Genomic DNA, 12925 nt, shown 5'->3' with positions numbered 1-12925 from the left:
CCGGAGGGCTCATATTTTCTGACTGTATTAGTAACCGAATATTTCTTCCAGCGTTAATACTTTCACATCTCCAAACTTCTTCAGATCATCCATGCTCACACGTTTATCAGATGCTACCACGCAATAAGTGTATGGCTTTTTCGCCAGCTCTTCATCATGGAATTTCTTCACATCATCAAAAGTGATCTTATCGATCTTTTCGTATACCTTCTTGCGGTTATCTTCCTGCAGGCCCAGTTTCTGGTCTGCCAGGTAGGTAAAGATGATACCATCCTGTGTGATCCTTTCAGTTTCGATATCCTGTTTCAGGCTCTGTCTTGCAGTTTCAAACAGCTTGTCAGAACGGGGAATATCATTCAGCAACTCATTCATGCCGTTGATCGCATCGTTCATTTTATCTGCCTGGCTACCTACATAAGCTACTGTAGAATAACGTGCCCCTTTCTTATCAGGACTTGAATAGAAAGCATAAGTTGAATAAGCCAGTGCCTTGGACTCACGGATTGTCTGGAATACAATAGATCCCATACCACCGCCAAAGTAGCCATTGAACATGCTTACCAGTGCAGTATTATCAGGATTGTAAACTACTGAGTTCCTCACCCAGTTTACTTCTGTCTGCACCATATCATAGTTTGCAAACAGTACCTGGTTCTTAGCCTGGTCTATTTTTTCAAACTTCTGCTGAGGAGCTGCTTCCTTCCAGGTAGCAGGGATCACATGCTCTTTCTGCACAGCAGCAATCATATCATTCATAGACTGAGGACCATAATAGATCACAGTATGTTTGTAATTGCCGAATGTATGCAGCATATCGGTCAGCTGGCTGGCAGTTACACCATCCAGATCTGCCTGACTCAAAGCATTGTTGAAAGGATTCTTAGCGCCATACATTGCATAGTTAGCAAGCCCTTTCATGATATTACCTTTATTCAGCTTGTTATCGGTACGTGATTTAGCAATACGGCCTTTCAGCGCAGCCAGGGCCTCTTCATTTACCTGGCAATGTGTGAGCAGGTGCTCAAACAGGGCAACAGCCTTATCGAAATTCTCCTGGAGACCAGAGATCGCGATGACTGAATTTTCATTGCCGGAAGACAGGGTGAAACTACAAGCAATGTTGTAGAACTCCCTGCTTATCTGCTCTGAAGTATATTTATCAGTACTCAGGAATTGTAAGTACTGAGCAGCCAGTGGCAACATCTTATTGTTCCAGGCACCCATATCAAAGCGGTAGTACAAACGGAACAGACCATTGTCTTTGTTCTGTACATACAGTACATCTGCCTGACCAGCTTTACCTTTCTGAATATCCTTGTCGAAATCCAGCCACTGTGGTTGTACCTGGGTAGCAGGCATTGCATCTACTTTCTTCAGGAAGGCAGATTGATCATTGCGGTTGATTGCTACAGGAGTGATGGTTGGCTTTTCTACCTTTTCAATATTTTTATCTTCACCCTTACGCTTGTAAATCAGTACGTAGTTATTATCAAAATATTTATTGGCGAAATCAACGATCTGCTGCTTGGTTACTTTACCCATGTTATCCACGTAGGAAACATCTGCCTGCCAGTTCTGGCCTCTGTGCTTGATAAAGCCATCCATCAGGGATGAAGCGCGGTTATTGTTGTTCTCCAGGCCCTGTAATTCAGACAGTTTAGCATTGTTCACGATCGCCTTTACCAGGGTTTCGTCGAACTGGCCTTTCTTTAGAATTTCCAGCTGACCGAGTAACAGATCTTTCACCTGATCCAGGGTCTGACCTTGTTTAGGTTTACCACTCAGTTGGAATACCGCGTAGTCTTTCCAGCCCATTACACCGGCGCTTGCGCTCAGCACTTTTTGTGCTTTATTGATGTTCAGATCCAGCAGACCAGCTTTGCCATTATTCATGATCTCAGAGACTACACCCAGCACCACAGAGGATTTAGTATCCAGTGCACCAGGCATACGATAAGCGATCATTACATTTTCAGCATCAGGCCCTACTACTTCTTTCACAATGGGTGCTTTGATGGGCACTTCCACCGGAGCTTTGTATTCAGGAACTGGTTTAGATTTCATGTACGCGAAGTCGTCATCAATCTTCTTAATTACATAATCAGGGTTGAAATCACCCGCCATTACGATGGCCATGTTATTCGGCACATAGTATTCGTTGTAGAACTTGCGGATAGCTTTCAGAGAAGGATTTTTCAGGTGCTCCACCGTACCGATGGTGCTTTGCTGACCATAGTTATGAGTAGGGAACAGGGAAGACAGCATCAGCTCATATGATTTACGGCTGTCATTGTCCAGGCCTCTGTTCTTTTCTTCATACACCGCTTCCAGTTCTGTATGGAAGAGACGGAATACAGGATCTTTAAAACGTTCTGACTGTACAGAAAGGTACTTGTCGATGGCATTGGAAGGAATATCTTCCTCGTAAATCGTTTCTTCTACCCAGGTATGCGCATTGGTACCCTGTGCACCCATACCAGTCATCATTTTATCGTATTCGTTGGCAATGGCATATTTAGCAGCCAGGCCTGATACGCTGTCAATCTGGTGGTAGATTGTTTTACGGGCAGTAGCATCGCTGGTATGATTATACGTATCATACAGCCCTTCGATTTTGTCCAGGTAAGGTTTTTCCCTTGCCCAGTCCAGAGAACCATATTGCTCTGTGCCTTTAAAAAGGAGGTGTTCCAGGTAGTGTGCAAGACCAGTATGATCTTTGGGGTCGTTGTTACTACCTGCCCTTGTGCCGATGAGCGTCTGAATGCGAGGATCTTTTTTGTTGACACTCAGAATTACAGTCAGGCCATTTTTCAGGGTATAGAATCGGGCCTGCATAGGGTCATTAGAGATATACTTATAAGTATACCCGCCCGATTTGGCCTCCTTCCATTCATTCTTCTGCTGGGCAATAGTCAGTTGGATAATGCAACTGGCCAGCAGCATTAAAAAAATTGTTTTTTTAACGAGGTTCATTTGTTGGTTTTTGAATAAAAACCAAATATAACGGTAATGTTCAATTTCCTGCCAACTGGAAATTGTTAAAAGGAGTATAAAGGTGAGCAGCGGACCGGGTACACCTATCCTATCTCATAATGAAGTGATCATGCTTAGGTAGCAGAACAGAGTCGGCATAATGCCTGCCAGCCGCATTTGCTAAAAATACGGGCACAGGTGAATGTGATTCTTTTTCAGCATATCCATCCTGACCAGGCATTACATCAGGCCCATGACCATAGATCTTAACACCTACTATCCTCTTGTCACATGAGTGGGCCCAGATAATAAATCCGGTACAAACCATAAACGTAATGAATGATCGCATACTAACTTATTTGATCCCCAGGTATTAAAAACCATTGAAGCGTAATCCCACAGAAAAAGGATATTGCTCAAGACCGTAATCATGTAATGGCGTTAATGCAAAGTTGCCATACAGCTTAACAGGCCCATATCCCACATCTCCGGTAATACTGAGTCTCCATTTATTCAAATTAAAATCGTCAACGTGCTTTTCTTTACCCCGTTCCTTGCTGATCTGCTTTGTACGGGCTTTTACCAGGTAACCGCCCATTACTCCCATGCTCATTTTGAAAGCACGGGAAGGTCTGGCAGGATTGCTGTTAAAGTTCAACATGACAGGCACACTCAAATACTCCACAAACAGCTTATTCTTGGAAAAGCTCACAGTATCCCTCATAATAGTAGTGGGATAACCAGGAACATAAGTAATATTACGGGCAAACCGATAGTTGTTCATCTCTACTCCCAGCCCATAAATCAGGTTCAGTTTATGCCTGTATATATTCAATCGCTGCTGGAACAACCAGAGATTAACATTGACTGACTTGCCGGCAATCAACTTAAACTCAGACGGTGTGAGCGGAGAACTACCTGTTCTGGGCGCCAGGGTATTTAACCCTGCGGCAGAATAAGTGTATGACTTCAGATCACTATAATATACATCACCAGGATACAGGGCATATGCAGCAGCCCCGTTATAATCACTCCGGTCCATATAATTATTATATCCCAGATCCAAAACGAACCAACGGGTCTGTAAATTGCGTTTCAATTGAGTTCTTGCATAAGCAGTATCATTATACAGCTTAAAGATGCGCTTGCCTTTGGCATCCTTTCCCTGTACAATAATTAACCCTTTCACCTGGATGGTGTCGGCTGACTGGGCATGGGCACCAGCACAGATAAAAAGCAGTAAAATTAAATAGCGTAATACTTTACACTTCATATTGATAGTTCTTACATCAAATATTGCCGTTCTGACCACAGCATTGCCCTGCTTATTTCTTTTTCCTGGAAAAGAATCGCGCTACGTTTGCAACGCCATTCAATATTTTACTATCTCCTCTCATTGTCACTGACATAACAAGTTCTCCCTGAACGGGCCTGGAAGCATCCGTTACCCGGGTATTCATGGCCTCTTCTTTATTATTGTTGTTGTCTGATTTTGCTATTACCGGTGCTTTGTCAGTTTCAGCGGTTATTCCTGAGTTGGCAATATGCTGTTGCTCTTTTTGTTCCTTCAGCTGTTGAACAATCTCACTGCTGGTACTCTCTGGCTGCGGTAACCTGTTCAGTGCCACGGATGCCGGAATATCTTCCCGCGTCGTTACCGGAACTGCTGGCTGAGGTACAGCCGCCACCGGTGCTACATGTGTCGGAACCGGGCGATTGCTGGCTACCGGTGAAGTGGAGATCACTGGTTTCTCTATCACAGGTGCAGCAGGTGTTTCATCTGCCTTGGCAACCTGCCGGGAAGATGGTGTTGTAACTGCCGGCTGTTCCTGGTGAACCGCCATTTCAGTACCCTGAACGTCTGTATGATGCGGAGGAATCATTACCACCGCCACTCCCGCTACTACAGCGGCCGCAGCTGCCCACCACCAGATGGCACGTACACGGGTGCTACTCCTGTAAAGAACAGTTTTACCCGGGAATTTAAGTGAAAGATCCGGTTTCAGCCTGGAAGCCTCGAGTAATCGCAGTTCCCGGCTGATGTGTGGATGTTGCTGAGCGAGGGCCTCAACTTTGCGTTGATCGTCTGCACCCAGCTCATTATCTACATATTCCAGCAAAAAGCCTTCATAGTTTCCGGCAGAAAGCGTGTTTGAATCTGACTGCCTGTACAACATTTCCTTCCCGTCAAAATGCAGTTCATCATCCGGCACAAAACGCGCCGATTGCAGCAGCAGGAGCTCCTGCCTGTATTTAGGATGCTGCTGAAGGAAAATCTCCAGCGCTGCCTGCTCTTCCTCATTCAGTTCACCATCCACTGCACTTAGCAGGTATTCCTCATAGTTCGATATGTCAATATTTATCGCCAAATTCTGATAAATAATTAAAAATCAAGTCAAATTACATTTTCAATTTTCACAAGATACTGCTTCAGATGCAACCTCGCCCTATGCAGGTATACTTTTACCTGTGAGGGATTCAACTGCATGATCTCTCCGATCTCCTCATAACTATATCCCTCATAGTCTTTTAGCAGGATCAGGGATCGTTGTACGTCCGTCAGTTTATCCAGCGCCTTCTCCAATACTTTTCTCGCATCGTTTATTTTCTGCTCACTGATCTTCGTATCTTCCTTAAACTCATCTACCAGTGTAATCCTCTTTATCTTACGGACATGGTCTATCATATTGTGGTAAGCTACTGTAAAGAGATATGACTTGGCCTTTTCAAAAGGCACATCTATACAATGTTTCCACAATATTTCAAACGCATTCTGTACCACGTCCCTCGCATCTTCTGTATGGTCTAGGTTCTTAACTATAAACCGGAAGAGATTATCCGCGTACAGATCCACGCATTTGTTGTACTCCTTTTCCGTCATCCAGGTGTTGCAGGATTTTAGTGCTAATGTCCGACAATTACTTTTAACGCTATCTCTTCCTCTTGTCGTGCCCAACTACGTACCATAATTTTCTGCTATATTTCCCTACTTCCCCGGATGGCAGAACTTCCCGCAGGCGCTCAAGCCATCTTTCACTACATACAGCGCGGAAATATTCAGTCCGGATCATTTCTCCCGAAAAACCAGGATCAGGGTGCAGACATTATTATGACGCAAAGCTAGAACCAAATGTTACAGCCCAGTCAAACTTTTTGTCCAAGTGCCAAAATTCGTCTCCCGGGTCACCGAATCGTAATACTTTTATTGCTATAACTTTGAACCCGGTTACAAAATCTGCTACTATGAACGAAAAATTCATTGCCCGCCTGCAGGAGGAACTAAACGAGATCCAGACTGCCGGCCTGTTTAAAAAAGAAAGGATCATCACCTCTGAACAAGGTGCAGAAATCCAGGTAGGTGGCAATACAGTGCTTAACTTTTGCGCCAATAACTACCTCGGCCTTTCCAGTAACCCAAAGGTAGTGCAGGCTGCAAAAGATGCGATCGATACTCATGGATATGGAATGAGCAGTGTGCGCTTTATATGTGGTACCCAGGACATTCATCGCGAACTGGAACAGAAAATCGCACAATTCCTCGGAACCGAAGATACCATCCTCTATGTAGCGGCTTTTGACGCAAACGGTGGCGTATTCGAACCGCTGTTCAACGAGCAGGATGCCATCATCTCCGATGCCCTGAACCATGCTTCTATTATAGACGGTGTTCGCCTGTGTAAAGCACAGCGTCACCGCTATGAGCATAATAATATGGCTGACCTCGAAGCCAGGTTGCAGGAATCTGCACATCTTCGCAGCCGTGTCATTGTCACTGATGGCTCTTTCAGCATGGACGGTACAATTGCCCAGCTTGATAAGATCTGTGACCTGGCAGATAAATATGATGCGATCGTGATGATCGACGAAAGCCATTCTTCCGGCTTCCTGGGCAAAACCGGCCGCGGTACCCACGAATACAGAAATGTAATGGGCCGTATCGACATCATCACCGGTACCCTCGGCAAAGCATTGGGTGGTGCATCAGGTGGTTTCACCAGCGGCAGAAAAGAGATCATCGACATGCTCCGTCAGCGTAGCCGTCCTTACCTCTTCTCTAACTCTGTAGCTCCCAGCATTGTAGGCGCCTCCATTGCCGTACTCGATATGCTTAGTTCCACCACCGAGCTCCGCGATAAACTGGAATACAATACCAAATACTTCCGCACTAAAATGACAGAAGCCGGTTTCGACATCAGGCCGGGCGATCACCCGATCGTGCCCGTAATGCTGTACGATGCCGTACTCAGTCAGCAGTTTGCTGAAAAACTACTGAAAGAAGGGATCTATGTCATCGGCTTCTTCTTCCCCGTAGTACCTAAAGGCCAGGCCCGCATCCGCGTTCAGCTGAGTGCAGCCCACGAACAGGCCCACCTGGATAAAGCCATCGCCGCTTTCACCAAGGTAGGAAAGGAACTGGGTGTGATTAAATAATTCAGAAACCCGCTCCTAAGGCGGTCGTGTAATATTTCGAATGTAATTGAGCCACAAGGGATTAAAGTGATTTTTAGAAAATCACTTTAATCCCTTGTGCATTTAAGGCTGTAGATACCCCAATAATAGTGCTGAACCCGGGATGATACGCTTATAAGCCGTAGATATTCCGCCTCTTTAAAGATGCGGGTTATAAGCGGCTTATAGGCGGGATATCTGCGGGTTATCTGCGGGTTATCTCCCTTTTTGAACAGGCGAAGCACGACCTTGGACGGCAAAGGACTCCTTTTCAGGAAATAGAAAACAAACTGGTAAACGACCCTAAAGGCGGGCTTTTGCTTTTATATATTACTTTTGCAGGATCAAAATTTTGCTATGATGAAACAAACCGGTTGGCTGCTATTGCTGATGGCGATCCTGGTGAATGCCTGCGCACCCAATAATGTACACGTTCAGAAAGAATGGGAAAAGTATTTTACCGACAATAAGGTAGAAGGCACCTTTATGTTGTTTGACAACGGGCAGGGCTCTTTTAAAGTGTATAATATTGACCGCGCAAAAGAACGCTTCCTGCCAGCTTCCACCTTCAAGATATTCAATTCCCTGGTAGGCCTGGAAACCGGTGTGATCAAGGATACCAATACCGTTATTCCCTGGAATGGCGTACACCACGAGGGCGCCGATTCTGTATGGGATCGTGACCTGAATATGCAACAGGCCTTCCGCTTATCTTCAGTACCCTATTTCCAGGAGGTTGCCCGCCGCATTACCAAACCCGTGATGCAACATTGGCTCGACACCATCAAATATGGTAATATGAAGATCAGCCGTATCGATACCTTTTGGCTGGACAATAGCCTTCGTATCTCTCCCGACGAGCAACTTGGTTTCGTAAAGAAACTGTATTTCGATGAGTTGCCTTTCCATAAACTGACCATGCAATGGGTACGTGCCGTGATGGAAATAGAAAAAACTCCTAAATACGAAATACGTTACAAAACCGGCTGGGGCCAGGAAGGGAAAAAACAAATTGGCTGGATAGTAGGTTGGATTGAAGAAAACGGGCACCCGGCCTTCTTTGTACTCAATATAGAAACCGATAATCCCAACATAGAAATGGATAAGGTGAGAATGAATATCACAAAAAGCATTCTCCAGGATGCGGGTTATATGGAAGGACATAAATAAATAATTTAGGGAAAGGGCCACTAAAAACGGCCCTTTTTCATGCCCTAAAAAAATCACTTGACTCTGTCAATCAATTACTTGCTTCCGTCAATCATCCCGCTTATCCCTCCCTTCTACGTTAAAAATCTCCTAAATCCTTACCTTTTAATAGTGTAAAACGTACTAAAAAAATTATATTTGAACCCTATGATGTTACGTTTTCAGCATAGCGAATATTTATGGGCCTTAGCACTGCTGCTGGTATTGCAACTGGCATTTATCAGCATCTCCTGGTGGAAGCGCAGCTCAATTCGCAAATTGGGTGACCCGGTACTGGTTGAAAAATTATTCACCGGCTACTCCCGCCGGCGTTTTGCATTCCGCTTCCTGCTCATTTTCCTGGCTTTCTTCTTTGGCGTTCTCGGATTAGCCAATATCCAGAAAGGTAGCCGTATGGAAAAAATAACCCGTAAAGGGGTAGATGTAGTCATTGCCCTCGACGTAAGTAAGAGTATGCTGGCCGGCGATGTAAAACCCGACCGCCTTACCCGCGCCAAACAATTAATTTCCAAACTGGTTGACAAACTGGATAATGACCGCGTGGGCCTGGTTGTATTTGCTGGTAATGCCTACCTGCAAATGCCACTGACCATCGATTACTCAGCCGCCAAAATGTACCTGAGCACCGTAAGCCCGGACATGATCCCTACCCAGGGTACCGCTATCGGCCAGGCCATCCAGGTAAGTGACGATGCCTTCAATAAAAAGGAACGTAAACACAAATCCCTCATCATTATCTCTGACGGTGAGGATCATGACGAAGCTGCTATTTCCAAAGCCAACGCCGCTTTCGATGCAGGAGTGGTGATCAATACCATTGGTATCGGTTCTCCTGCCGGATCTCCACTGCCAGATCCTGAAACCGGGTCCTATAAAAAGGATAGAGATGGTAACACCGTTATCTCTAAACTGAATGAGGAAGAATTGAAACGTATCGCAGCTGCCGGCAAAGGCATCTACGAACACCTGGATAATAATACAGAAGAGGTAGTAAACTCACTGGTTCATAAAATTGACAGTATGGAACAGAAAGAGTTTGGAGAGAATATATTTACAGACTACAACAGTTATTTCCAATATTTTCTCGTTATTAGCCTGATACTGCTGGTTGCTGAGTTCTTTATTCCGGAAATCAAGCGCAGCACCCGCGCCAATGTTGTCACTGCCACAGAAAAACCATGAGAAAGAATAACCTGACATATCACCTGTTGCTCACTGGCATGTTCCTCTGCATTTGTAGCTATTCCTTCGCACAGAACGGTAATAAATACATCCGCAAAGGCAATGACCTGTACTCCAAAAAGCAATACACCGATGCTGAAGCCAACTATAAGAAAGCACTGGAAGTAAACCAGGCATCCGTAGAAGGAAGGTATAACCTGGGTAACTCCATGTACGAGCAAAAACGCTACGACGATGCCCGTGCACAATACCTGAACAGCTTCAAGATGGCACCTAACAAAACGCAGAAAGCAGATGCCAGCTACAACATCGGGAATACATTCATGGAAGGAAAGAAGTGGGAAGAAAGCATAAAGGCTTACAAAGAAGCCCTAAAGATGAATCCATCCGATGAACAGGCGCGTTATAACCTTGCCTATGCACAGGCCATGCTGAAAAAACAGCAGGGCGGCGGCGGCGGAAACGATAACAAAGACCAGCAGAACAAGGATAAAAACAAAGACAAAAAAGACCAGCAGAACAAAGACAATAAGGATAACCAGGATAAAAAAGATCCAAACAAAGATCAACAGAATAAAGACAACAAAGACCAGAATAAAAATAATAAGAACCAGCAGAACAAAGACAAACAAGACCAGAAAGATCAGCAGGACGATAAGCCGCAACCGCAACCCAGCAAACTGGACAAGCAGGAAGCAGAGCGATACCTGCAGGCTTTAGGTCAGGAAGAAAAGAAACTGCAGGACAAAATGAAGAAGGCCAAAGGACAAGTCGTTCCTGTTGATAAGGATTGGTGATTTAACTTCCCACGTGTTGCTTTTTGTTACCTTTGTCCTGGATATTTTTTCGAACTATGCAGTTATATTGTAATTCACTGACGGAGTATAAAAGGTTAGCTACGCTGGAAGTTAAGGTAGGAGATTTATTGATAGGGAATTTTAACCCTGTGCGTATCCAAACCATGACGACTACAGATACAATGAATACCCAGGCTACTGTAGAGCAGGCCATCCGTTGTATCGAAGCGGGCTCCGAACTGGTGCGTATCACTGCACCCAGCAAAAAAGAAGCAGAAAACCTGCTGCCCATCAAAAACGAACTGCGTAAAAGAGGCTATCATACCCCCCTTGTGGCCGATATTCACTTCACCCCCAATGCTGCTGAAGTAGCAGCCCGCATCGTGGAAAAAGTGCGTATCAACCCCGGCAACTTCGTAGATAAAAAGAAATTTGAGACCATCAACTATACAGACAATGAATACATGGCTGAAACAGACCGTATTCGCAAACAATTCACCCCACTGGTGAATATCTGTAAAGAATATGGTACTGCTATGCGCATTGGTACCAACCATGGCTCCCTCAGTGATCGTATCATGAGCCGCTATGGAGATACCCCCATGGGTATGGTGGAAAGCGCGATGGAATTTCTCCGTATCGCTGAAGATCTCAGCTACCGTAATATCATACTGAGCATGAAAGCCAGTAACCCGCAGGTAATGGTGCAGGCTTACCGCCTGCTCATCCAGACCATGCAGGAAGAACTGGGTCATTGCTATCCATTGCACCTCGGTGTTACAGAAGCCGGCGATGGTGAAGATGGTCGTATCAAGTCGGCTGTTGGTATCGGCACTCTCCTGGAAGATGGAATTGGCGATACCATCCGCGTCTCCCTCACAGAAGATCCGGAATTCGAACTGCCAGTATGCCGTGACCTGGTAAAGCGCTATACCTCCCGCCAGCACCACACCCCGATTCCCCCCGTTGAGCAGGTACCTTACTCTCCTTTCAATTACAAACGCCGTGAATCTATCGCCTTTAATAATGTAGGTGGTAAACAGGTTCCCGTGGTTGTAGCTGACCTGGCTGCTGTTCATACTATCAAACCTGCCGACCTGCAGGGTATCGGTTATCATTACGATGAAGCCACAGACAAATGGAATATTGCCGATGCTGCAGCAGACTACCTGTTCTGTCATGAGCTGCTTTCCTTTGCATTACCTGGCACATTGAAAGTGATCGTTCCCAACACCATTTGGGAAACCGCCGAAGACAAGGAAAAATACATGCCGCTCTTCTCTTCCGAAGAGTTTATGCAGGCTAAAAATACTTCTGCAATACTGAACTTTGTAGACATCAATACCGGTGTTGCACTGACGGAAGAACTGCTGCTGCAACTGAACAATGGTCAACCAGTAGTACTCTGCCTCCATTCTTCTAACCAGCATGCAATGCCGGAAGTACGCAGGGCATTCATGACACTGATGCAGCAAAATGTACAACTACCATGTATACTTCGTTGCATCGCTGCAGATCATACCAACGATGAACACCTGATCCACTATGCTACTGAAACCGGCGCTTTGCTGCTGGATGGATTGGGCGATGGCTTATGGCTGGTGAAAACAGATTCCGCCGCAGCCACAGTAGATCGCACACTGCTGAACAATGTAGCCTTCGGTATCCTGCAGGCTACACGTACCCGTATTTCTAAAACCGAATATATCTCCTGCCCCTCCTGTGGTCGTACCTTATTTGACCTGCAGGAAACTACTGCACGAATCAGGGCGGTAACCAATCACCTCAAAGGAGTTAAAATCGCTATCATGGGTTGCATCGTAAATGGACCCGGCGAAATGGCTGACGCAGACTTTGGCTACGTAGGCAGCGGCGTTGGTAAAATCACACTTTATAGAGGTAAAGAAGTGGTAAAACGCGGATTGAACAGTGACGTAGCTGTAGATGAACTGATTAACCTGATCAGGGAAAACGGCATGTGGGTAGATACAAATAATTAAAATAAAGAAGGGCTGTTGGTTTACAACAGCCCTCGTCTTTATGCGTGTTCTTGAGGTTAACGGACGAACTAAAATCAATAGTAGGGGTTATATTATATAGTCAGACAATCGATGCATCATTTTCTCTAACATCCAATTAAGTTTTTGGGGTTAAATGTTATTGTCAGATTGATACAAAGGTACGCCTGACAAAGGCCCTGAGTCAAGCGTATATATACGTATTTTACATGTGAAAACTACGGTTTAATATTCTAAGTACCAGTCGCTTAATACTAGCATTCACGTAATATTTTCTATACTTTTTACTTTTAAATG

Annotated in this window: 10 protein-coding genes; 5 read left to right on the top strand and 5 right to left on the bottom strand. The window is 45.1% G+C overall.

The annotated features are described in order from the left end of the window. Nucleotides 1-27: 27 nt before the first annotated feature. The 5 genes from U0033_RS22210 to U0033_RS22190 form a co-directional block, all read right to left on the bottom strand. Nucleotides 28-2973 (bottom strand): insulinase family protein, encoded by a 2946-nt coding sequence (locus U0033_RS22210; RefSeq protein WP_072362778.1) that lies wholly within the window; start codon nucleotides 2971-2973, stop codon nucleotides 28-30. Nucleotides 2974-3082: 109 nt separating this feature from the next. Beyond that, nucleotides 3083-3322 (bottom strand): hypothetical protein, encoded by a 240-nt coding sequence (locus U0033_RS22205; RefSeq protein WP_143150779.1) that lies wholly within the window; start codon nucleotides 3320-3322, stop codon nucleotides 3083-3085. A gap of 24 nt (nucleotides 3323-3346) precedes the next feature. Then, nucleotides 3347-4246: an outer membrane beta-barrel protein gene (locus U0033_RS22200; RefSeq protein WP_072362776.1), complete on the bottom strand. Its 900-nt coding sequence runs from the start codon at nucleotides 4244-4246 to the stop codon at nucleotides 3347-3349. Between the two features lie 52 nt (nucleotides 4247-4298). After that, nucleotides 4299-5342: an anti-sigma factor gene (locus U0033_RS22195; protein ID WP_072362775.1), complete on the bottom strand. Its 1044-nt coding sequence runs from the start codon at nucleotides 5340-5342 to the stop codon at nucleotides 4299-4301. A gap of 26 nt (nucleotides 5343-5368) precedes the next feature. Next, on the bottom strand, nucleotides 5369-5854 hold the full coding sequence (locus U0033_RS22190; RefSeq protein WP_072362774.1) for an RNA polymerase sigma factor: 486 nt from the start codon (nucleotides 5852-5854) through the stop codon (nucleotides 5369-5371). 362 nt (nucleotides 5855-6216) lie between these two features. On the opposite strand from U0033_RS22190, the gene kbl reads away from it, so the two are divergent. The 5 genes from kbl to ispG all read left to right on the top strand — a co-directional run bounded on the left by kbl (nucleotide 6217) and on the right by ispG (nucleotide 12610). Continuing rightward, nucleotides 6217-7404 carry a glycine C-acetyltransferase gene (gene kbl / locus U0033_RS22185; protein WP_072362773.1) on the top strand — a complete coding sequence of 396 codons (1188 nt, stop codon included), beginning with the start codon at nucleotides 6217-6219 and terminating at the stop codon, nucleotides 7402-7404. 375 nt (nucleotides 7405-7779) lie between these two features. Beyond that, entirely contained in the window at nucleotides 7780-8592 is an 813-nt protein-coding gene (gene blaOXA / locus U0033_RS22180; RefSeq protein ID WP_245801801.1) for a class D beta-lactamase, read from the top strand. Between the two features lie 186 nt (nucleotides 8593-8778). Then, nucleotides 8779-9813, top strand: coding sequence for a VWA domain-containing protein (locus U0033_RS22175; RefSeq protein ID WP_083571613.1), 1035 nt, complete (start codon nucleotides 8779-8781; stop codon nucleotides 9811-9813). Then, a complete protein-coding gene (locus U0033_RS22170; RefSeq protein WP_083571612.1) occupies nucleotides 9810-10610 on the top strand; it encodes a tetratricopeptide repeat protein in 801 nt (266 codons plus the stop codon). The genes U0033_RS22175 and U0033_RS22170 overlap by 4 nt, the downstream gene beginning before the upstream one ends. A 56-nt stretch (nucleotides 10611-10666) precedes the next feature. Further along, nucleotides 10667-12610, top strand: coding sequence for a (E)-4-hydroxy-3-methylbut-2-enyl-diphosphate synthase (gene ispG, locus U0033_RS22165; RefSeq protein WP_072362772.1), 1944 nt, complete (start codon nucleotides 10667-10669; stop codon nucleotides 12608-12610). The last annotated feature ends 315 nt before the right edge of the window (nucleotides 12611-12925 follow it).

Origin of the sequence: Chitinophaga sancti (genome assembly GCF_034424315.1) — a bacterium.
Taxonomy (GTDB): Bacteria; Bacteroidota; Bacteroidia; order Chitinophagales; family Chitinophagaceae; genus Chitinophaga; species Chitinophaga sancti.
Note: the sequence above shows the minus strand (reverse complement) of the source record. Positions and strands in the feature narration are given on the sequence as shown.

Bases quoted from the DNA above. Each gene is read 5' to 3' on its own strand.
- U0033_RS22210 (WP_072362778.1), bottom strand. From the start codon at position 2,973: ATGAACCTCGTTAAAAAAACAATTTTTTTAATGCTGCTGGCCAGTTGC.
- U0033_RS22205 (WP_143150779.1), bottom strand. From the start codon at position 3,322: ATGCGATCATTCATTACGTTTATGGTTTGTACCGGATTTATTATCTGG.
- U0033_RS22200 (WP_072362776.1), bottom strand. From the start codon at position 4,246: ATGAAGTGTAAAGTATTACGCTATTTAATTTTACTGCTTTTTATCTGT.
- U0033_RS22190 (WP_072362774.1), bottom strand. From the start codon at position 5,854: ATGACGGAAAAGGAGTACAACAAATGCGTGGATCTGTACGCGGATAAT.
- kbl (WP_072362773.1), top strand. From the start codon at position 6,217: ATGAACGAAAAATTCATTGCCCGCCTGCAGGAGGAACTAAACGAGATC.
- blaOXA (WP_245801801.1), top strand. From the start codon at position 7,780: ATGATGAAACAAACCGGTTGGCTGCTATTGCTGATGGCGATCCTGGTG.
- U0033_RS22175 (WP_083571613.1), top strand. From the start codon at position 8,779: ATGATGTTACGTTTTCAGCATAGCGAATATTTATGGGCCTTAGCACTG.
- U0033_RS22170 (WP_083571612.1), top strand. From the start codon at position 9,810: ATGAGAAAGAATAACCTGACATATCACCTGTTGCTCACTGGCATGTTC.
- ispG (WP_072362772.1), top strand. From the start codon at position 10,667: ATGCAGTTATATTGTAATTCACTGACGGAGTATAAAAGGTTAGCTACG.